Annotated in this window: 17 protein-coding genes and 1 riboswitch; of the genes, 12 read left to right on the top strand and 5 right to left on the bottom strand. The window is 55.1% G+C overall.

Annotated elements, in window-relative coordinates; all coding sequences use genetic code 11:
• Nucleotides 1-75 precede the first annotated feature (75 nt).
• Nucleotides 76-555 carry a hypothetical protein gene (locus KE531_06150; protein MBR9953206.1) on the bottom strand — a complete coding sequence of 160 codons (480 nt, stop codon included), beginning with the start codon at nucleotides 553-555 and terminating at the stop codon, nucleotides 76-78.
• A 100-nt stretch (nucleotides 556-655) separates the two neighbouring features.
• Nucleotides 656-1,906: a sn-glycerol-1-phosphate dehydrogenase gene (locus tag KE531_06145; protein MBR9953205.1), complete on the bottom strand. Its 1,251-nt coding sequence runs from the start codon at nucleotides 1,904-1,906 to the stop codon at nucleotides 656-658.
• 253 nt (nucleotides 1,907-2,159) lie between these two features.
• Between KE531_06145 and KE531_06140 the strand changes: the two genes are divergently transcribed.
• From KE531_06140 to KE531_06100, 9 genes are all read left to right on the top strand, one after another.
• The gene (locus tag KE531_06140; GenBank protein MBR9953204.1) at nucleotides 2,160-2,930 is read left to right on the top strand and encodes a DeoR/GlpR transcriptional regulator; all 771 of its coding nucleotides are present in this window, start codon (nucleotides 2,160-2,162) and stop codon (nucleotides 2,928-2,930) included.
• Nucleotides 2,931-2,966: 36 nt separating this feature from the next.
• A complete protein-coding gene (locus KE531_06135; GenBank protein ID MBR9953203.1) occupies nucleotides 2,967-4,076 on the top strand; it encodes an ABC transporter ATP-binding protein in 1,110 nt (369 codons plus the stop codon).
• A 20-nt stretch (nucleotides 4,077-4,096) separates the two neighbouring features.
• Entirely contained in the window at nucleotides 4,097-5,746 is a 1,650-nt protein-coding gene (locus KE531_06130; GenBank protein MBR9953202.1) for an iron ABC transporter permease, read from the top strand.
• A gap of 63 nt (nucleotides 5,747-5,809) precedes the next feature.
• Entirely contained in the window at nucleotides 5,810-6,949 is a 1,140-nt protein-coding gene (locus KE531_06125) for an extracellular solute-binding protein (protein MBR9953201.1), read from the top strand.
• Between the two features lie 89 nt (nucleotides 6,950-7,038).
• Complete coding sequence (locus KE531_06120; protein ID MBR9953200.1) at nucleotides 7,039-8,202, top strand: glycerate kinase; 1,164 nt, start codon at nucleotides 7,039-7,041, stop codon at nucleotides 8,200-8,202.
• A gap of 15 nt (nucleotides 8,203-8,217) precedes the next feature.
• Nucleotides 8,218-9,558 carry an MATE family efflux transporter gene (locus KE531_06115; GenBank protein MBR9953199.1) on the top strand — a complete coding sequence of 447 codons (1,341 nt, stop codon included), beginning with the start codon at nucleotides 8,218-8,220 and terminating at the stop codon, nucleotides 9,556-9,558.
• A gap of 124 nt (nucleotides 9,559-9,682) precedes the next feature.
• The gene (locus tag KE531_06110; GenBank protein MBR9953198.1) at nucleotides 9,683-11,128 is read left to right on the top strand and encodes an amidohydrolase; all 1,446 of its coding nucleotides are present in this window, start codon (nucleotides 9,683-9,685) and stop codon (nucleotides 11,126-11,128) included.
• A gap of 114 nt (nucleotides 11,129-11,242) precedes the next feature.
• Nucleotides 11,243-11,788 carry a nitroreductase family protein gene (locus KE531_06105; protein MBR9953197.1) on the top strand — a complete coding sequence of 182 codons (546 nt, stop codon included), beginning with the start codon at nucleotides 11,243-11,245 and terminating at the stop codon, nucleotides 11,786-11,788.
• A complete protein-coding gene (locus tag KE531_06100) occupies nucleotides 11,781-13,418 on the top strand; it encodes a hypothetical protein (GenBank protein ID MBR9953196.1) in 1,638 nt (545 codons plus the stop codon). The genes KE531_06105 and KE531_06100 overlap by 8 nt, the downstream gene beginning before the upstream one ends.
• Before the next feature lie 128 nt (nucleotides 13,419-13,546).
• On the opposite strand, the gene KE531_06095 is transcribed toward KE531_06100, so the two are convergent.
• Genes KE531_06095 through KE531_06085 form a run of 3 tightly spaced genes read right to left on the bottom strand, consistent with a single transcriptional unit; the run spans nucleotide 13,547 to nucleotide 15,797 of the window.
• Nucleotides 13,547-15,118 carry a DUF4173 domain-containing protein gene (locus KE531_06095; protein ID MBR9953195.1) on the bottom strand — a complete coding sequence of 524 codons (1,572 nt, stop codon included), beginning with the start codon at nucleotides 15,116-15,118 and terminating at the stop codon, nucleotides 13,547-13,549.
• A gap of 2 nt (nucleotides 15,119-15,120) precedes the next feature.
• Nucleotides 15,121-15,330, bottom strand: a complete 210-nt coding sequence (locus tag KE531_06090; protein MBR9953194.1) for a helix-turn-helix transcriptional regulator — start codon at nucleotides 15,328-15,330, stop codon at nucleotides 15,121-15,123.
• A 14-nt stretch (nucleotides 15,331-15,344) separates the two neighbouring features.
• Entirely contained in the window at nucleotides 15,345-15,797 is a 453-nt protein-coding gene (locus KE531_06085; protein MBR9953193.1) for a DUF2975 domain-containing protein, read from the bottom strand.
• 281 nt (nucleotides 15,798-16,078) lie between these two features.
• Nucleotides 16,079-16,191: riboswitch (TPP riboswitch) on the top strand.
• A 117-nt stretch (nucleotides 16,192-16,308) separates the two neighbouring features.
• Here KE531_06085 and thiC point away from each other — a divergent pair.
• From thiC to thiE, 3 genes are read left to right on the top strand one after another with little or no spacing between them, the layout of a single operon-like run.
• Nucleotides 16,309-17,616 carry a phosphomethylpyrimidine synthase ThiC gene (gene thiC / locus KE531_06080; GenBank protein ID MBR9953192.1) on the top strand — a complete coding sequence of 436 codons (1,308 nt, stop codon included), beginning with the start codon at nucleotides 16,309-16,311 and terminating at the stop codon, nucleotides 17,614-17,616.
• A gap of 16 nt (nucleotides 17,617-17,632) precedes the next feature.
• On the top strand, nucleotides 17,633-18,139 hold the full coding sequence (gene thiW, locus KE531_06075) for an energy coupling factor transporter S component ThiW (GenBank protein MBR9953191.1): 507 nt from the start codon (nucleotides 17,633-17,635) through the stop codon (nucleotides 18,137-18,139).
• A gap of 1 nt (nucleotide 18,140) precedes the next feature.
• Complete coding sequence (thiE, locus tag KE531_06070; protein ID MBR9953190.1) at nucleotides 18,141-18,761, top strand: thiamine phosphate synthase; 621 nt, start codon at nucleotides 18,141-18,143, stop codon at nucleotides 18,759-18,761.

Here is an 18,761-nt window from a genome sequence, read left to right as displayed (position 1 = left end):
TTTCTCTAAGACATGAAAAATGGGCCTGCGGCAGATTTTTAAGTTTCTGCCGCGGGCCCGCGTTTTGTTTCGCTCTTATTTTTTCTTGTTCTCGTTCGTGTCTGTCTTTTCCCAGAATTTCAGGCGCTGTGCCAAAGTTTTCTTTTTCGGCAGGGGCGGGATGCCGCCGCGCACGCTCTTGATTTCCGTTATGTAGAGGCCGCTGATGACAACCTTTGCCTCTGTCTTTAACGGAAGCTGAAGGAATACCTTTTCGTCAGCGATCATGGTTGCAATCTTCGGGCCAACCTTTACCTTTACAATCGGCACCTTGGCGCGTTTTGCGTACCAGGGCGTCTTTTCGTAGACGATGCTCGGGAGACCGGCGTCCTTAAGCTTCATTTTCTTCTTATCAATCGCCATGACCGTCGCCACCTGGGCTGCGGCTTCAATGACGGCCTGCTGTTCCACCTGGCGCTTTTCCAGGCGCCGTCCGAGGAAGTACAAAACAACCAGCGCGACAACGAGAATTACGAGGATGACAAGAACGACATTTAAAACGATGTTCCAGTTCATGGGGATACCTCCAATCCTTTTCCCTGTCCCGCCCGCGGGGCCAGGGCCTACGGAAAAGATTATATCATCCATTAAATAAAAGCGCAAGCGGATGTTTGCCCTATTTCCCGATCATAAGCCGGATTCTCATGAGGGTCATCCGGTTGCGGACACTCGGCGAGTAATGGAGCAGTTCCGAAAGGGCCGCATCCGGCACCTCGATGTCCGAAAGGCTCTTCTTTGCGCCGATTTTTTCATAGAGGGAGAGAAGTTCGTCCTTTGTGGGGATCTCCTTTATGATCTCGCGGATCTTCGGCCATGCGGCGGCTAACATTTCCGGCGTCACGCCGTTCATGCAGTCGTTCTGATTCTCCTCCAGGACGGCCGGCGCAAGCCGCTCCCCGTAAAAGCGGTACAAATCGTCCTTTGGATAGAAGGCATATGGCTTCACATACGGAGAAAGATCCGAAATGGCGGCTAACTCGTGGTAAACGCCGGAGACGAGGGCCGTTCCGACGCCCACCTTTTCCCCGTGGAGCGCATGGGAATGGACGCCAAGGGCTTCCGGCTCCATCTCGATTAAGTGGGAAATGTGGTGCTCGGCGCCGGAGGCCGGGCGGGAGTTCCCCATGAGCTGCATGGCGAGGCCGGAGAGAAGGAGCGCGTAGGTGAGCTGTTCCATGGCATGAGAATCCCGCTCCCCGACTTTTTCGCAGCATTCATAGACGGCCTTCACGGCGTCCCTCGTCATGCCCTCGATGGTGGGGCAGAAAAATTCGCCGGTCAGCGCGTGTGCAATCTTCCAGTCGGCCAGGGCCGTGTATTTTCCCAGAATGTCGCCGACGCCGGAAAGCGCCAGGTAGAGCGGCGCCTCTTTGATGACGGAGACATCGGCCAGCACGATGTCGGGAGCTACGCCGGGAAGCGTCTTTTTGTAGCCGCCCCAGGTCATAGCCGACACGGTGGAACAGAAGCCGTCCACACTGGCAGCCGTCGGGCAGGCGATAAAGGGGATGCCTAACTTGTTGGCACAGTAGCGCGTCGTGTCGTGGATCGTGCCGCTGCCCACGGCGATTAAAAGCTTCACGTCCGGATCCAGCTTCTCAAGGACGGCCCCCGTCGCCAGCTCGTTGGCATGGAGGTTTTCCGGGTTCAGGACGATTTCCTGCTCCGCCTTCGGGCGCACCAGGTTTTTCGCATGGTAGGTGTTTTCATCATAAACGGCGGCACGCTTTCCGGTGATGCCGTATTCTTCCAGATAAGTTTCAAATTTTTCGAGACAGCCCTCTTCGATGACGGCGGCGCGGGTGTTCATCACATGGTTTCTCCCGCAGGCGCAGGGGCCGTTTAACTTCCTGCTGTCAAGGATCATAACGTATTTTCCTCCTTTCCGGTTTGCCCTGATTATACATCTCCATGTGCATTCTGTCCATAGAAACGGAGCAAAACAAAACAAAAACGAAACCAAACGAAACTTTACGCCAAAATTTTCCCGGCCGCAGGCATAAATTTGGCAAAATCGCACGGCAATCGAGACAAACTTGTGCAAATTTGTTGACACCTATCGGGCCGTAGAGTAAAATATAGGAAGATGATTTGTAAAATAGTGGTAAAGAGAAGGAAAAATGAGGCAGGAAGAGCGCAGGAGCTACATTCTTAAACAACTGAATGACAAGTCGTCGGTTACGGTTTCGGAACTCAGCGAAGCCTTTGGGCTTTCTGAGGTTTCTGTGCGGAAGCTCCTTGTTTCCATGGAGCAGGAGGGCGTCCTAAAGAGGACGTGGGGCGGCGCGGTCAGCGCCTACGGCTCGCTCCGGGAGTTCTCCCACCAGGAAAAGGAGTTTCTCCACAAAGAGGAGAAAACGGCAATCGCCAGAGCCGCCTATGACTGCATCAGCGACGGCGAAGCCGTGTTCTTAGACAGCGGCACGACGACAATCCAGCTTGCGCGCCTGATGGTAACAGGGCCCAAGCGAAATATTATGGTCTGCACGAACAGCATCCACATTGCCATGGAACTTTCCAAGGCAGGCGATTTGCAGGTGATCGTCACGGGAGGGGAACTGCGGGCCAATATTTATTCCTGCGTGGGTTCCCTTGCGGCGGCGGCCCTGGATCAGCTCTATTTCGACAAGGGCTTTGTGACGGGCAACCACTTTACGCTGGAACATGGCTTCACGACGCCGATTCCCGCGGAGGTGGAGTTAAAGCGCCAGGTATTAAAGGCCTCAAAGGAGAAATTTATCCTGATGGACTACACGAAATTCGGGGATGATTCCCTGGTTTCCATCGCGCCGCCGGAGGGCGTGGATGTACTGATTACCGACTGGCACATGCCGAAATCCGTGGCGGACGAATTTTTGGCAAAGGGCGTCAAGGTCATCGCCGCCCGTTAAACAGGTGAAGGACAGCAAAATGAGGAGGAACGGAAGATGAGTGTGAATATTACGGTAAGCCATGCGCTGAAAAAGTACGGAGAGAACGTCATCATACCGGATTTGAACGTAAAAATAAAGGAAGGCGAGTTTTTCACGCTTTTAGGCCCGTCCGGCTGCGGAAAGACGACGCTTCTGCGGATGATCGCGGGCTTCAACTCCATCGAAGGCGGAGATTTCTATTTTAATGAAAAACGGATCAACGACCTGGATCCGGCCAAGAGAAACATCGGCATGGTGTTCCAGAACTATGCGATTTTCCCCCACCTGACCGTGCGGAAAAACGTGGAATTCGGCCTGAAAAACAAACATTTCCCGAAAGACGAAATCAAAGAGAGGGCCGACAAATTCTTAAAGCTCATGCAGATCGACTCCATGGCTGACCGGCTTCCCGACCGGCTCTCCGGCGGCCAGCAGCAGCGTGTGGCCTTAGCCCGCGCTTTGTGCATCGAGCCGGACGTGCTGTTAATGGATGAGCCGCTTTCCAACCTGGATGCAAAGCTGCGCGTGGAGATGCGTACCGTTATCAAAAACATCCAGCACAGCGTCGGCATTACGACCATCTACGTCACCCATGACCAGGAGGAGGCTATGGCTGTCTCCGACAGGATCGCTGTCATGAAGGGCGGCGTGATCCAGCACATCGGAACGCCGAAGGCCATCTACCAGAGGCCGGCGAACCTGTTCGTATCCACCTTCATCGGCCGCTCCAATGTCTTAAACGGAAAGCTTGTGATGAAGGACGGCGTCCCGCATTTAAGGCTTCTTGACTACGATGCGCCGATGCCCCATGTAAAAGAAGAGTACCGGAAGGATGCGGACATCATGATTTCCGTCCGCCCCGAGGAGTTCTTAATGAGCCGGGAGACCGGAAAGGGCATTAAGGCCGTCGTCGACGACTGCGTGTTCCTGGGCCTCAACACCCACTATTTCATGCACCTGGAAAACGGCCAGGAGGTAGAGTCCATCCAGGAATCCACCATCGACAGCATCATCGAGCCGGGAACCGAAATTTCCCTGACCATCAATACCGAGAAGGCAAACCTGTTTACGGCGGACGGTGAAAAGAACATTTTAACCGGCGTCCAGAATGACTGTGAGTCCTAGGGAAAGAGGTGAAGTCACAGATGAAAGCAAAGAAATTTGAGCTCTGGAGCGGCATTACCGTCATGTTCCTCGTGCTGTTTTTACTGTTCCTCGTCTATCCCATGTACGGGATTTTGAGGCAGGCAGTCATCACGAAGGAAGGCCAGTTCAGCCTCCAGGAATTTACGAAATTCTTCTCCCAGAGCTATTACAGCAAAACGATTTTAAACAGCTTTAAGGTCAGCATTACCGTCACCCTTGTGACCCTTGTAATCGGAATCCCGTTTTCCTACTTCTTTTCCTTTTACAGGCTGAGGGGTTCCAAGGTGCTGTTTGTCATCAGCGTCCTCTGCTGTATGTCGGCCCCGTTCATCGGCGCCTACTCCTGGATCCTGCTTCTTGGACGCTCCGGCATCATCACGCAGTTTTTAAAGAACGTGTTTGGAATTGAGCTTGGCAGCATCTACGGCTTTAAGGGGATCCTTTTGGTACAGTCCCTAAAGCTTTTCCCGCTTGTGTTCATCTACATGAACGGCGCCTTTAAGAACATCGACAATACCTTAATGGAAGCGGCGGCCAACATGGGCTGTACCGGCGTCAAGCGGTTTTTCCAGGTGGTGATGCAGCTTTCCATGCCGACGATCCTGGCGGCGGCCCTGATGGTATTCATGCAGGCGTTTGCCGACTTCGGAACGCCGCTCTTAATCGGCGAGGGCTTCCGGACGTTCCCGGTGGAAATTTACAATCAGTACCTGGGTGAGAACGGAACCGACCACAATTTCGCCGCGGCCATCAGCGTCATTGCCATCGTGGTGACGGCCGTCGTGTTCTTTCTCCAGAAATGGGCCACGGGCAAGTATAAATTTTCCATCAATGCCCTGCATCCCATCGAGAAAAAGCAGCCGAAGGGCATCAAGGGCCTTTTGATGTACGCGTACAGCTACCTTCTCGTAGCCATCGCCTTCCTGCCGCAGATTTATGTGGTTTACCTGTCCTTCAGAAACTGCGACCAGGCGGTATTTAAGCCGGGTTATTCCCTTGCAAACTACGAGCAGGCCATGAAAAAGCTTCTGGTGCGTTCCATTAAGAACACGGTTGTCATGGGCGTGGGCGCCCTGGCGATCATCATCGTGATTTCCATCCTGATCGCATACCTGGTTGTGCGGCGGGCCAGCTTCATCAACAACATGATTGACACCATGGCAATGCTTCCGTATATCATGCCTGGTTCTGTCATCGGTATCGCCCTCGTCATCGCCTTCGGAAAGAAGCCGTTTGCATTGACGGGTACCGTAACCATCATGCTGATCTCCTTCGTCATACGAAGGATGCCATATACCATACGGTCGGCCACGGCGACGCTCATGCAGATTCCCATGAGCATCGAGGAGGCGTCCATCAGCCTCGGGGCGTCGAAGCTTAAGACGTTCATAAAAATCACCGTGCCGATGATGTCAAACGGAATCCTGTCCGGCGCAATCTTAAGCTGGGTTGCCATCGTGACAGAGCTTTCCAGCTCCATCATCCTCTACAACAACCGGAACATCACGCTGACGATGTCGGCCTATGTTGCGATTTCCAGAGGAAATTACGGCCTGGCTGCGGCGTTCGCGGCAATCCTTACGGCCGTGACTGCGGTGTCCTTAATTGCATACCTGTTAATCAGCAAGTCGGAGGACATCGAGCTTTAAATCCGGATACCGACGGCCGAAAGGCCGGTTATATCAAAATATTATAAAAAAGGAGAGATTATTATGAGAAAGAGTCTGGCAGTTTTACTGGCAGCAGCAATGGCAATGTCTCTGACCGCATGCGGAGGCGGCGCAGAAGAAACGACGGCTGCGGCTGCACCGGCAGAGACGGAGGCGGCTGGTTCCGAGACGACGGCAGCTGAGGCAGCGGAGACCGAGGCCGCTGAGGCCGAAGCCGCAGAGCCGGAGGACATCGGCGACAGCCTTGTGCTTTACTCCAGTATGACGGAGAACGACCTGGACAACTTAATCGAACTGTTCAATGAGAAATACCCGGACTGCTACGTTGAGGTGGTAAATGGTTCTGCCGGCGAGCTGACCGCGAGAATCGCAGCCGAGGCTGAGAATCCCCAGGGCGACTTGATGTGGGGCGGCTTAAGCAACAGCGACGGCGACATGTACACCGATATTTTCGAGCACTGGCTTTCCGACTATGAGGACGAAGTCATCGAGGACTACAAGTCCAACAACGGCTTTTACAGCCTGGATCACCTTTCCACCTGCGTCTTCTGTGTCAACACGGAGTTAGAGGCAGAGCTCGGCATCGAGATCAACAGCTACGAAGACCTTCTGAACCCGGCATTAAACGGCAAGATCGTTTTCTCTGACCCGAACTCCTCTTCCGCAGCATGGAACAATGTCTGCAACATCATGTCCGTATTCGGCAATGACAGCGATGAGGCATGGGAGTACATCACGAACCTGATGAACAATGGTCTTGTTATCTCCACTTCCTCTTCTGTCTGCTTCAAGAGCGTTGAGACGGGCGAGTATGTGGTTGGCATTACCTACGAGGACGGCGCTTCCACGCTTCTTAAGTCCGGCGCCGACAACATCCGTATGGTATATCCGGAGGAAGGAACTTCCGCATCTGCATTTGGCTGCGCCGTTATTAAAGGCGCTCCCCACGAGGCAGCAGCAAAGGCCATGGTGAACTTCTTAATGAGCGAGGACGGCCAGAACGCTCTGGGCGAAGCTCTTGGAACCCTTCGTATGACCAACTCCAAGGCAAACTTCGAGAGCCCGTACCTTCCGAAGACAGAGGATGTTACCTGGGTAACGCGTGACGTTGACTGGCTGATCGAGAACAAAGAGCAGGTGCTTGAGCACTGGAACCAGATTTATACAGAAGTAAATCAGTAAGGATCATCCGAATCAGGACGGCCGCGGGAGTTTTCCTGCGGCCGTTTTTTGAAATTGGGATGCCTTCAGGCAGACGGAGGAGATAAGACTTGGAACGCAACCTAAAATTTATATTTGCATCGGATTCCTTCAAGGGCTCGCTGTCGTCGAAGGAGGCGGCAGAGCTTCTTACAAAGGCGGCGAAGGCCGTGTTTCCGGACTGTATCTGCGTCGGGGTTCCGGTGGCTGACGGCGGCGAGGGGACGGTGGATGCCGTCGTGTCGGCAGCCGGCGGCGAGATGCGGCCTGTGACGGTCTGCGGGCCTCTGATGGAAAAGGCAGAAAGCTTTTACGGCGTCCTTCCCGGCGGGCGGGCCATCATCGAGATGGCGGCGGCCTCGGGTCTTCCGATGGTGCCGGAGAAAAAGCGGAATCCGCTCTATACTACCACATACGGTACTGGCGAGCTGATTTTTGACGCATTAAAGAGCGGCTACCGGGACATTACGGTGGCAATCGGCGGAAGCGCAACCAACGACGGCGGCATGGGGGCGCTTCGAGCCCTCGGCGTGAAATTCCTGGATGCGGACGGAAATGAGCTTTCCGGCATCGGGGAAGATCTGGAAAAGGTGGAGAAGATCTCCATGGACGGCCTGATCCCGGAAGCAAAGGAGGCACGGTTCACGGTCATGTGCGACGTGACGAACCCGCTCACAGGAAAGCAGGGCGCAACTTATACTTTCGGAAAGCAGAAGGGCGGGACGCCGAAAATTTTAGACCGGCTGGAGGCTGGGATGATCCGCTATGCGGATAAGTTGGAGGAAGCAGCCGGGAAGTCCGTGCGGGACATTCCAGGAGCCGGAGCAGCCGGGGGCCTCGGCGCTGCGCTTTTAGCACTTCTCGATGCCAGGCTCCAGTCGGGAATCGAGACGGTTCTTGACCTGATTGATTTCGATACGCTTTTAGACGGCGCCGATCTGGTGGTGACAGGAGAGGGGCGCATCGACTGGCAGTCGGCCTTCGGAAAAGTGCCGGGCGGCGTGGCAGGCCGGGCGAAAAAACGCGGGATCCCGGCGGCGGCCCTCGTGGGCGGCGCTGGGCCTGGCAGCGAGAGCCTTTACCACTACGGGATCGACACGATTCTGGCAATAACGGACGGGCCCATGGATCTTAAGGAAGCCATGGATCATGCCGCAGAGCTCTATGAAAAGGCGGCGGAGCGGATGTTTCGGATGTTAAGAATCGGACTGGAGATAGAAGAAAGAAGAAGATAGCGGGGGATAGGAAAAATGATAGTCCGGGAAAAGGATTTTTATGTGAAATCGGCGTCCATTGCGGTGCCCATCGCCATGCAGAGTCTGATTACCATCGGCGTCAACATGATGGACACGATCATGTTAGGCACCATGGGGGAGACGGCTCTCAGCGCCTCGTCGCTGGCAAACCAGTTTATTTCCATTTACCAGGTCTGCTGCATGGGAATCGGGATGGGCGCCAACGTGCTGACGTCGCGGTTTTGGGGGAAACAGGATCTCGTGTCCTTAAAAAAGACGGTCACAATCATGCTGAGGTTAAGCGTCGTTTTCGCCACCATGTTCGCGGCGGCCACGCTTCTTATCCCCGGCGCGATCATGCGGCTGTTTACGGCAGATGAGGCGATTATCTACGAGGGAACCAGATATTTTGAGTGGTCGATCCTGTCATACTATTTCCTGGGGATTTCCCTGACGCTGTCGCTGGTGCTCCGGTCGGTGGGGCGGGCGACGGTGCCGCTCATGGCGTCCATCGTAGCCTTTTTCGGGAATATCTTTTTTAACTACATGTTCATTTTCGGCAAGTTCGGCGCGCCGCGGATGGAAGTGGCCGGAGCGGCGTTAGGAACGCTGATCGCCAGGATCATCGAGTTTTCCATGGTGGTGGGCTACACGTTCCTGAAGGATCAGAACATCGGCTACCGGTTCCGTGACCTGTTTGGAAGCTGCCGGGATCTGGTGGGCGAATACTTGAATATCAGTATTCCCGTCCTGGTGAGCGATTCGCTTCTGGCCCTGGGAAACAGCGCCGTCGCCATGGTTATGGGCCACATCGGCGCCCAGTTCGTTTCGGCAAACGCCATCACGGCCGTGACCCAGCAGCTTTCCACCGTATTCATCCAGGGCATCAGCCAGGCGAGCTGCATCGTCGTTGGGCATACCCTGGGAACCGGCGACAGGAAACGGGCGCAGGATCAGGGCTACACCTTCCTGCTTTTGGGCGTCGGCATCGGAATCGTGGCCGGCGGCATTATCGCGGCCATCGGCGCGCCGGTGATTTCCTATTACCGGATTACGGAGGAGACGGCCGGCATCGCCATGCAGCTCATGGAGGCCGTGGCCTTCATCGTAATTTTCCAGAGCGCCAACAGCATCATGACAAAGGGCGTTTTAAGAGGCGGCGGGGACACGAAGTTTTTGATGGTTGCCGACATCCTGTTTCTCTGGGTCGTCAGCATCCCCCTCGGCGCCATGGCCGGGCTAGTCTGGCATTTTGAACCCTTCTGGATTTATGTGTGCCTGAAGCTTGACCAGGTGATTAAGGCGGTCTGGTGCGTGTTCCGGCTGAAAAGCGGCAAATGGATCAAGAGTATTTAGAAACCGGCTGCGGCCGACAAATTTGTTGCGGCGGGCATGATTAAGTAGTATAATCGAACTGGGCGCGTTCTCCTGCCATGGGGGCGGGAGCGGACTGCCCAGCCGAATGGAAAGGAGACTCGATATGGGAAAGAAAACGGCATGGGAAGAAATTGACAAAAAGGCTCCTGAAATTTTGGAAGCCAGCGATGAGATCTGGGGTTACGCGGAGACGGCGTTTACAGAAGTGAATTCTGTGAAGACGCTCTGCGAGGTTCTTCGCAAAGAGGGCTTTGAGGTTGAAGAAAACCTGGCTGGAGTCGAGACGGCTTTTAAGGGGACGTTCGGTTCCGGCAAGCCGGTGATCGGATTTTTAGGTGAGTTTGACGCGCTTTCCGGTCTTGACCAGGAAGCAGGCGCGCTTGAGAAGAAGGCAGTTCATCCCGGCTGTTCCGGCCATGGATGCGGCCACAACATGCTCGGCACGGCGTCCCTGGCGGCAGCCATCGGCGTGAAAAAGTACCTGGAGGAGAGCGGGAAATCCGGCACGGTCATTTACTTTGGCTGCCCGGGCGAGGAAGGCGGCTCCGGAAAGGCATTTATGGCAAAGGGCGGCGCGTTCGAGGGACTGGACGCCGCGATTACCTGGCATCCCGGCGATGTGACGAGAGCCGATACGGGAAGCTCCCTGGCAAACTATCAGGTTGCATATAAATTCTACGGCACGTCTGCTCATGCAGGCGGGGCGCCGCATCTTGGAAGAAGCGCCCTGGATGCCCTGGAGCTGATGAACATGGGCGTGCAGTTCTTAAGAGAGCACGTGGTTCCCGAGGCGAGGATCCACTATGCGATCACGAATACAGGCGGATATTCGCCGAACGTGGTACAGCCGTATGCGGAAGTTTTGTACCTGATCCGTGCGCCGAAAAATAAACAGGTGGAGGAAATCTACCAGCGCGTCAACAAGATTGCCGAGGGTGCTGCCCATATGACGGAGACGAGAGTGGAAATCGACTTCGTGAAGGGCTGTTCCAACCTTGTGAGCAATAAGGTGATTGCAAAGAGGCTCTGGGACAATTTGACAGAGCTCGGCGCTCCGGAGTACACGGAGGAAGAGCTTCAGATGGCGAAGGCCTTAAGCGAGGGCGTCGGCGAGGGCCGGTTTGAGTCCCTGGAGAAGGTGGCCGCAGGCCTTGGAAAGGAAGAGAAGAAGGAAGTCCTTGCCCACAAGGGAGAATCCCTGTACCGCTTCGTGGCTCCGTTTGATCCGGTGGGCATCATGTCCTTCGGTTCCACGGACGTCGGCGATGTGAGCTGGAACTGCCCGACGGCGCAGGCGTATGTCACCACATGGGCGGCCGGAACGCCGGGACATTCCTGGCAGGTTGTCACCCAGGGAAAGAGCGGGCTTGCCCACAAGGGACTGCTCTACGCGGCAAAGGCCATGGCCGGTGCAGCCGTAGACCTCTTTGAGGAGCCGAAATACCTGGAGGAAGCAAAGGCGGAGATGGAAGAGACCTTAGACGGTGATACCTACCACTGCCCGATCCCGGACGGCTGCAAGCCGAGGGCGCTTTCCGCAGGAAAGTAGGAAACGTACATAAAATGGGGGAGCCGCGGTGAAAAGCTGCGGCTCCTGTTTCGCAAAAAAGCATGACAGAAATGACGCCGCCAGACGGCCGGCAAAGACAGGAGGAAACGAGACATGGAAGTGATTGACGCAGTCCTTACGAGGCGCAGCATCCGCCGCTTCAAGGAGAAAAAGGTACCGAGGGAGACGATTGAGAAAATTGCCGCCGCGGCGGCTTATGCGCCGTCCTGGAAGAATACGCAGACCGTCCGCTATTATGTGGTGGAGGACGACGCGGTGAAGACGGACATTGCAAGGAATCATACGATGGGCTTTGCCTACAACACCGGCACCATCGAGCATGCGCCGCAGATCGTCGCCGTCACGTCCGTAAAGGGAAAAAGCGGCGCCGTGGAGGAAGGAAAGTTTACGACGGCCCAGAAGGAGAACTGGGCGCTGTTCGATGCCGGGGCGGCCTGCCAGACCTTTTGCCTGGCGGCTCATGAATACGGCGTCGGGACAGTCATCATGGGGATTTTTGATGCCGGGACGGTGGGAAAGCTGCTCCATATCCCGGAAAATGAGCAGGTAGTCTGCCTGATTTCCATGGGATACCCTGACGAGGAACCGAAAGCACCGAAGCGGAAGCCGGTCGATGAGCTTCTGCATTTCTGTGAGTAGGACGAGAGGGGGAGAGCGGCGCGGCCGGTTTTTGCGGTTTTTCTCCCCGGTTCTGGCCTTTATGCTGATGTTCTGCCTGGCGCTCCCGCTTTCTGCGGCGGCAGCCGAAAAGCCGGCATATTTAAAATCTGTGACATATTTCGGTGACCAGTGGCCGATCAACTTCTGGAGCAGCGAGGACGACGAAATGGAAGCCAACATGGCGCGGATCGCGGCCGACGGCTTCAACAGCATCATCCTCGTGGTTCCGTGGCGGGAATTCCAGCCGGAGACGGATCCCGTGGCGTACAGTGACTATCCGTTTAAAAAGCTGGACGCCATCATGGACTGCGCCGAAAGGCACGGCCTTTGGGTCAGCCTGCGTGTGGGCTATTGCTGGGATTACGCCGGAACCTCCGGCGTGCCGGCAAGATATACGGAAATTTTAAAGCCGGAGAGCAGGGCGCGGGCCGCATGGCTGGATTACTGCCGGACATTATACGCGGCGGCTTCGGCCCATGGGAATTTTTACGGCGGATTTATTACCTGGGAGGACTTCTGGGATTACACATACAGCCTGGAGCGGGAGATTCCTGCCAGGGAGCGGATTCAGATGGCAAAGGACTGCGGCTATACGAAATATCTGGAGGAGCGGTACTCGATTGAGCAGGTGAGTGAGGCTTACGGCGCCGGTTTTTCCGATTTTTCCCAGGTGTACCTGCCCTATAAGACGCATCCGAGCGCCAGCCTTTTCTATGACTTTTACGATGAGTTCCTGATGAATCTCATGAAGGAGAGCCAGGCTGTGTTCCCGGAGCTTTCCATGGAAGTGCGCGTGGACGGCGATGTGATTTACGACGGGGACGGGAACCAGACTTACTATTCCCATGGGCGGACGTTCGCCTGTGAGGGCGCGCCTTATTCGGCCATCATGTACAGCGTTTCCATGGGCCAGGCCAACAATTACGAGCGGATCTCCGCGGAGCAGGCCCTTTCCGCCATGCGGACGCATCTTGGGAACATCAGCGCCATTGCAGGTGGGAAGCCGCTGTTCATCGAGCAGCTTCTCTACATGGATACGACGGCTGAGTTTTCCTACAATGCCCAGATCGAGGAGAACCAGGTGGACGATTACATCATGGGGCTGTCCCCGATCCTCAAGGATTACAGCAATGGATACGGCCTCTGGGTGTACCGGAATTATGTAAACAACTGCGTGTACAACGCTCAGTTTGCCCTGGGGACAAAAGGGTGGACGGCGTCTTCCGGCGTGCGTGCGGAGAGCCATGACGGATCGCAGGCCATCGCCCTGCCGTCCGGTGAGAGTATTTCCCAGAAGTTACTTAAAAAGTTTGACAGAAACGATACGGTTTACGTGGAGTTTTATGCGTACAGCGAGGCCGGAGCCGACATGACCGTAAAGGTCGGCGACTACGAGCGGGTGGTTCGTGTGAGCGGGCCGACACGGTTCGTCTATTCGATCCCATCGACGGCAGACTGCGTGCTGTCGTTCACCTCGGATAAGGGCGAGGTTGTCATTGACGATGTGAAGATTTATACTTATGAGCAGGAAGGCAGGATTTATGACACGGATGGAAGCGAGCTGGATTTGGCCGGCGCGTTCCGGACGTTAAATGGGCAGTTGAATTAGAAATGGGTTTAGGAAGCCCGCCGCGGCAAGGGGAGATGCTGCGGCGGGCGGATTTTATCAGTTATAACTGACAAAACTAAAAAATACGGAACCTTATCAGATACAACTGACAGAATTCCAAAAAGCATTTATTCCGGCCCAACAGAACGGGCATCATAAATTTTCCTAGCTGCCCCGACGGAGAAATTATAGGTACGCAGGGAGGCATTGCCATCGCCGTCTGCGGCTCTCCGGCAAAATTCAGCCAGATAAGCATCCCGGCCGCCGTACCATTCCGTGAGCTCAGGGGAATCTTTCAGGTACTTTTCCATGGCAGGCGCCGCGTCCAGGGAAAGTGTCTGGAGGTAGTACAGATCGCTTGTGCCGACGGCTTCATGGCCGGGCGCTGTCAGGTTGTAGGCGGCGATCACGGCGTCGGGCCGGGAAAGGGCCAGAGCCGTATAAAAAACGGAGACCACGACGAGGCCGTACCGGAACAGGGGAAACCGCTCCTTCCGGATGAGCAGGAAAACGCCTGCCATAAAAACAGCGGCCGTCCCCAAAAACCACAGGACTAAAAGCCTGAGAAGCGTCAGCCGGTAAACCGAGATGTAAAGGAGCATCCGGCAGGCGGCGGAGGCGATCATGACACAGGTGCAGGCGCTGACGGTGGTAAGAAGCGCCTTTAAATACGGCGCTGGCCGGAAATAGCGGAGAAAGCCGAGGACGAGGGCCAGGTTTAAGGCGATTACGAAGGTGAGCTGGAAAAAGCCCTGGCGGGCGTACTCCGCATAGGTCATGCCGTCCGGGAGCGTGCCTTTCCGGAGGAACAGGAAGACGACCTGGATGGCGCAAAAGACAAGATATGCGGCCGCGAAGGTAAAGAGGAAGCCGGAGGCAAAGGCCGGACTCCCTTTTCGGCGGTCACGGACGCCTTCCGGGAATTTCATTTTGTAGCGGCTGCACAGGATGCAGTAAAAGACGGCTGCGGAAACCACGGTCTGAAACAGGACGGAGGAAACCGAGGACGGGTTTACGGCACCGTCTAAGGCAGACACGAGGAGCTTATTGAAAACAACGTCGGCGTCCCCGAGAAGGCAGACGACGATGAGCACAAAGGGCAGGGAGAGAAACGCGCCGAGGATGGCGGCTGCATAAGGCCCCTTTTTTCCCTGGCGGGACGTCTTAAAATAGCGGATGCCGTGGGAAAACGGCACCGGAAGCAGGAGAAAAAGTCCGCCTGCATACCGGAGAGCAGAGGAAATGGCTGTCCCGATGTCCCAGCCGGAGTCGTCGCAGAGCTGGTGGAGAAGGAAAAAGGCCAGCAAGAAGAACAGGGCGATGCGGTTTATGGTATGGAGGAACAGGCTGTCTGTCCGGCACATGGAGACGCCGATGAGAAGTATGGACGTTGCTAAAAACCAGGAATCTTTCCTGATTTTAACAGACAGGCTTTGGAAGGCGGCACAAACGAGGACGAAGCCGGCGGCCAGGAAAAACGGCCATGTGATGCCGTTTGGGTTTTTATAGAAGCAGAAGGCGTAAAAGAGGCCTGTGAGAAGACAGCCGGCGCCGTATTTGGAAAAGCGTTCAAAGAGAGGCGCAGCCGGGTCCGGCGGCACTTCTTTTTCTATTTTTCCTGAGGTTTCGGCCGGATTCATAGCCAGAGCCGGTTCCGGCATTTCGGGCTGCATCATGATTTCATTTTGATGTTCCATCATCGTCACTCCTTTTCTGAATATTCAAGAATGTCCCCAGGCTGGCAGTCAAGCTCGCGGCAGATGGCTTCCAGTGTGGAGAAGCGGATGGCCTTTGCCTTGTTGTTCTTCAGGATGGAGAGGTTTGCCGGGGTGATCCCCACCCGTTCTGCAAGCTCGCCGGCGGAAATTTTCCGTTTCGCCATCATGACGTCGAGGTTTACGATAATCGGCATGAAAAATCCCCCTTCTATATGGTAAAGTCGTTTTCGTCCTTCAGTTCCTTGGCGCGGGCGAAGACATTTTTTATGACACGGATTAAAAGGCACATGAGGATCAGACAGCAGCCCAAAATTCCCCAGAACAGATAGTAAATCATGGAGAGGAAGCAGAAGATGCCGGTGATGCCGCACATCCAGGAGATGAGCCGGAGCCTTTTGATGTTTTCGGCTGTGAAAATGTCTTCATTCCCGATGGCGGAAATGAGGTTCCTTAAATGGAACAAGAGAATCCCAACCGGTACGGCGCAGGCGTAGATGGACGCCAGGAAGAGCCGCACGTCTTTCCCGGCCGCGGTGTAGCTTAAGCGCACGAAGACCGGGACAAAAAACGGGCAGGTGAAAAGGACGAGAACGTAGCCGGCAATGAACAGCCAGATACAGCATTTTGTAAGCGCAACCGATTGTTTTTCAGACCAGAACATGAAATTCCTCCTTGCATGTGGATATTGCGGTGCAGTGACCGCCTGGATTGGGTGTATCATAGCATAGGCGGAAACGAAAATCAATATATTTTTATTGTTTTTCGATAAAAATATATTGATTTTCCATGCACTGAATTATACCCTTGACTGAATAGGGGATAAAAGGGTATAATTCCAAAGTTTTGAAATCAAGCAGTATCGCCGCTGGGGAGATAAAAGCCCAGCAAGATTTCTCTTGCTTTTTTTCATCATCATGCTATACTGAAACCAGGAAAATTACATACGGATAAAAAGGGAGCTTGCCGCGGCAGGCTGAGAGGGAATGAAGGAACGATTCCGACCTGTGGAACCTGATACGGATAATGCCGGCGTAGGGAGAAAAGAGATTGGCTTTACGGCCGCATCGCATTTCGGGTTCCGGAGTGAGGAGCGGCTTTTTTCTTGCCGCGGGAAATCCCGCGGCAGGATCGGACACATTTTCCGGCCCCCTTTCATCCGGGAGAGGAGACGCATGAACTATACGACACAGATGGATGCCGCAAGGAAAGGCATCATCACAAAAGAAATGGAGCTTGTGGCCGAAAAGGAGAAGATGACCGGGGAGGAGATCCGGGCATACGTGGCCAAAGGGCAGATTGCCATCCCCTGCAACAGGCTTCATACGTCCATCGAGCCGAACGGCATCGGTTCCATGTTAAAGACAAAGATCAACGTGAACCTGGGAATTTCCAGAGACTGCAAAGACATGGACGTGGAGGTGGAGAAGGTAAACAGCGCCGTGAAGATGGGGGCGGAGTCCATCATGGATTTAAGCTCCTTCGGCGATACGCGGACGTTCCGCAGGCGCCTTACGTCGGAATGTCCGGCCATCATCGGCACGGTTCCGATTTATGACGCCGTGGTTTACTACCACAAGGCATTAAAAGAGATTACGACGGAGGAATGGCTTGACATTGTGCGGATGCATGCCGAGGACGGCGTGGACTTCATGACGATCCACTGCGGCATCAACCGGGCGACGGCCGGCCGCTTCAAGGAAAACAAGCGGCTCACGAATATCGTATCCCGCGGCGGTTCCATTATTTTTGCGTGGATGGAGATGACGGGAAAAGAAAACCCGTTTTATGAGCATTTTGACGAGATCCTGGACATCTGCCGGGAGTACGACGTGACCTTGAGCCTCGGCGACGCCTGCCGTCCGGGCTGCTTAAAGGACGCCAGCGACATTTCCCAGATTGAGGAGCTAGTGACACTCGGCGAGCTGACGAGACGCGCATGGGAAAAGGATGTGCAGGTCATCATCGAGGGGCCGGGGCACATGCCTCTTGACCAGATCGAGGCCAACATGCGGATTCAGAAAGAAATCTGCAAAGGCGCACCGTTCTATGTTTTAGGGCCTCTTGTGACGGACATTGCGCCGGGCTATGACCATATCACAGCGGCCATCGGCGGCGCCATTGCGGCGGCAAGCGGGGCTTCGTTCCTCTGCTATGTGACGCCGGCCGAGCATTTAAGGCTCCCGAACCTTCAGGACGTGAAGGAGGGCATCATCGCCTCCCGCATCGCTGCCCACGCAGCCGACATCGCAAAAGGCGTCCGCGGCGCAAGGGACTGGGATGATGAGATGAGCCTTGCCAGGAAAAATCTGGACTGGGAGCGGATGTTTGAGCTTTCCATCGACCCGGAAAAGGCCAGGGCTTACCGGGCGGAGGCGAAGCCGGAGAAGGAAGATACCTGTTCCATGTGCGGCAATTTCTGCGCCGTCCGCAACATGAACCGGATCCTGGACGGGGAGATTGTAAGTATTTTTGACGAATAAAAAGGAGCGTGAGCATATGAAAATTACAGTGAAAAAGACAGTTACGGCGGCCATGCTGGTGGCTTTAACCGTGTCCTTATCTTCCTTTGCAATTCCCATCGGGGCATCGAAATGCTATCCGGTGCAGCATCTTGTAAACGTGGTTTGTGCCGTGTTTTTAGGGCCGGGCTACGGCGTTATGGCGGCCTTCTGCACCTCGTTTATCCGGAACCTTCTGGGCACAGGAAGCTTGCTGGCATTCCCAGGAAGCATGGTTGGCGCGTTTCTATGCGGCATCGTGTACCAGAAAACCCATAAGTTAATTCTTACCTATATCGGTGAGGTTGTCGGAACGGGGCTCATCGGCGGGATGCTCTGTTTCCCGGTAGCGGCGCTTCTTATGGGAAAGGAAGCGGCGTTATTTACTTATGTCATGCCGTTTTTCATGAGTACGGCCTGCGGCACCATCATGGCGGCGATCCTCGTGGGAGCTCTGGAAAAGGCCCATGCCGTCGAGTATTTAAAAGGCGTTTTGGAGAGCTAGGATGAAGGAAAAAGGAATTTTATACTTGATTGCAGACAGGAAATTGGGCGATGAAAAGATTCTGGAGGCCCTTGCGGCCGGACTTGACATGATCCAGCTCCGGGAGAAGAATCTTTCGTCGGCAGAATACCTGCGGGATGCGAAATGGCTCTGCGAAAAGGCCAATGAAGCAGGCGCCCTGTTTCTCGTAAACGACAGGCTGGACATTGCCCTCGCCTGCGGCGCTGACGGCGTCCATTTGGGGCAGGACGATCTGCCGGTTTCTGAGGCAAAGCGGCTTGCGGCGGCCTGCGGCCGCCCGGATTTCATCGTGGGCGCCACGGCAAAAACAAGGGAACAGGCGAAAGAAGCCGTGCGCCAGGGCGCCGATTACATCGGAAGCGGGGCGTGGTACTCCACTTCTACGAAGCCGGATGCGACGCCGATTTCCGACGAGGAATATCTGGCGATTTTAAAAGAAGCGCCGGTTCCCAATGTGGCTATTGGCGGGCTGACGCCGGAAAATTGTGGGCGGCCGTTATCCCTTGGCGCGTCCGGCCTCGCGGTGGCAGGCGGGATTTTAGGCGCGCCGTCGGTGACGGAGGCGGTGCGGGCGTTTCGGGAACGGCTAAGGAAACGCTGA

Source organism: Eubacteriaceae bacterium Marseille-Q4139, from assembly GCA_018223415.1.
GTDB lineage: Bacteria > Bacillota > Clostridia > Lachnospirales > Lachnospiraceae > CABSIM01.
This window is presented reverse-complemented; position numbering and strand designations above follow the sequence as displayed.

Excerpts from the sequence above, each read along its gene's own strand:
- KE531_06150 (MBR9953206.1), bottom strand. The coding sequence starts at position 555 with ATGAACTGGAACATCGTTTTAAATGTCGTTCTTGTCATCCTCGTAATT.
- KE531_06145 (MBR9953205.1), bottom strand. The coding sequence starts at position 1,906 with ATGATCCTTGACAGCAGGAAGTTAAACGGCCCCTGCGCCTGCGGGAGA.
- KE531_06140 (MBR9953204.1), top strand. The coding sequence starts at position 2,160 with ATGAGGCAGGAAGAGCGCAGGAGCTACATTCTTAAACAACTGAATGAC.
- KE531_06135 (MBR9953203.1), top strand. The coding sequence starts at position 2,967 with ATGAGTGTGAATATTACGGTAAGCCATGCGCTGAAAAAGTACGGAGAG.
- KE531_06130 (MBR9953202.1), top strand. The coding sequence starts at position 4,097 with ATGAAAGCAAAGAAATTTGAGCTCTGGAGCGGCATTACCGTCATGTTC.
- KE531_06125 (MBR9953201.1), top strand. The coding sequence starts at position 5,810 with ATGAGAAAGAGTCTGGCAGTTTTACTGGCAGCAGCAATGGCAATGTCT.
- KE531_06115 (MBR9953199.1), top strand. The coding sequence starts at position 8,218 with ATGATAGTCCGGGAAAAGGATTTTTATGTGAAATCGGCGTCCATTGCG.
- KE531_06110 (MBR9953198.1), top strand. The coding sequence starts at position 9,683 with ATGGGAAAGAAAACGGCATGGGAAGAAATTGACAAAAAGGCTCCTGAA.
- KE531_06105 (MBR9953197.1), top strand. The coding sequence starts at position 11,243 with ATGGAAGTGATTGACGCAGTCCTTACGAGGCGCAGCATCCGCCGCTTC.
- KE531_06095 (MBR9953195.1), bottom strand. The coding sequence starts at position 15,118 with ATGATGGAACATCAAAATGAAATCATGATGCAGCCCGAAATGCCGGAA.
- KE531_06090 (MBR9953194.1), bottom strand. The coding sequence starts at position 15,330 with ATGCCGATTATCGTAAACCTCGACGTCATGATGGCGAAACGGAAAATT.
- KE531_06085 (MBR9953193.1), bottom strand. The coding sequence starts at position 15,797 with ATGTTCTGGTCTGAAAAACAATCGGTTGCGCTTACAAAATGCTGTATC.
- thiC (MBR9953192.1), top strand. The coding sequence starts at position 16,309 with ATGAACTATACGACACAGATGGATGCCGCAAGGAAAGGCATCATCACA.
- thiW (MBR9953191.1), top strand. The coding sequence starts at position 17,633 with ATGAAAATTACAGTGAAAAAGACAGTTACGGCGGCCATGCTGGTGGCT.
- thiE (MBR9953190.1), top strand. The coding sequence starts at position 18,141 with ATGAAGGAAAAAGGAATTTTATACTTGATTGCAGACAGGAAATTGGGC.